The 1,098-nt window shown below is 58.9% G+C and carries 1 protein-coding gene; it reads right to left on the bottom strand.

What is annotated here, in order from left to right; genetic code table 11:
* Positions 1-257: 257 nt before the first annotated feature.
* A partial coding sequence (locus P0D80_RS50370) for a lytic transglycosylase domain-containing protein (RefSeq protein ID WP_408296283.1) occupies positions 258-1,098 on the bottom strand: 841 nt, incomplete at its 5' end.

A 1,098-nucleotide genomic window follows, 5' to 3' on the forward strand; every position in this document is an offset into this window, starting at 1 on the left:
GGCCTGATCGAATAGCGAGAGAGTGCCGGAATAGCGGCACACACAGTCCAAGATCCCAGACGCCCCCCGCTGTACCAATTGCGACTCCGCGCGACAACTTATCCAACTGTCCGGATCTGAGCGGCCACCTCTGTGCATGCGCCCGGCATCCGGCCTCGATGACCGTGCTGTCACGATACAGCCTGTCGTACGAGGCGAAGGCACCTGGCTGGGGGTGCCGTGTAGCCCTCCATTGGATGAAACCATGAATAAGCTCCTCACTTTGCCGCCGTCTTCATACCCGACCTCTGGGGTTCACTCGATAGTTGGCCCCAAACTCCGTCGGACCGAAAACATCGAGAATCACTAATCGCACCAACACCAACCACACGGTCGCAGGTGGCGCGCTGGGGTCCCCCAATAAACAAGCGAACGATTTCGCCGAAACCGCGCGACTTTTTCCCGCGTTGTTGGGTCAACGTTGACGCATCCCGCAACATGGCCGGTAGCGACTTCACCGCCGTTTGCTTGTCCGCGCTTGAGTAGTTGGCGAGGACCTTACGCACATACGTCTGAGTCTCGACATAGGGGGGGATGGCGTTGCCATACCGAGCGACTGCCCCTTCCCCCGCATTGTAGCCAGCCAAAGCCAAATCCAGTCGGCCATCAAAGCGATGCATGAGCCAGCTAAGATAAGCGACGCCTGCCTCCAGATTGTCGCGCGGATTATCGAGCGCCGTTTTTCCGAAGCGTATGCCAGTGGCTGGCAGCACCTGCATCAATCCGATCGCTCCCTTACCAGACACGGCCGCCTCCTGATAATTCGATTCCACACGGATTACGGCATGTACCAGCATTGGGTCGACCGCGTACTTCTGGGCCACACCGGCAATCAACTCATCGAAATACTGCGCTTCTGGTGCCACTGACCTCGCAAGCGACGCGGCCGAGGATGTGGCCGCATTGGCGCTCCGCACATTCGGGCCGCTCTCGGGGTGTAAGGTCGGTAATGTTGCGGACTCCGGAACGGGCACTTGGTACCACCGCAGCTCCTGTGCGGAAACAGATGTGCAGAGTCCAAGGGTCAGCAGCAGACTAAACGGCCAGATCATCGTCAAT

Source organism: Paraburkholderia sp. RL17-373-BIF-A (genome assembly GCF_046030175.1).
Classification (GTDB): domain Bacteria; phylum Pseudomonadota; class Gammaproteobacteria; order Burkholderiales; family Burkholderiaceae; genus Paraburkholderia.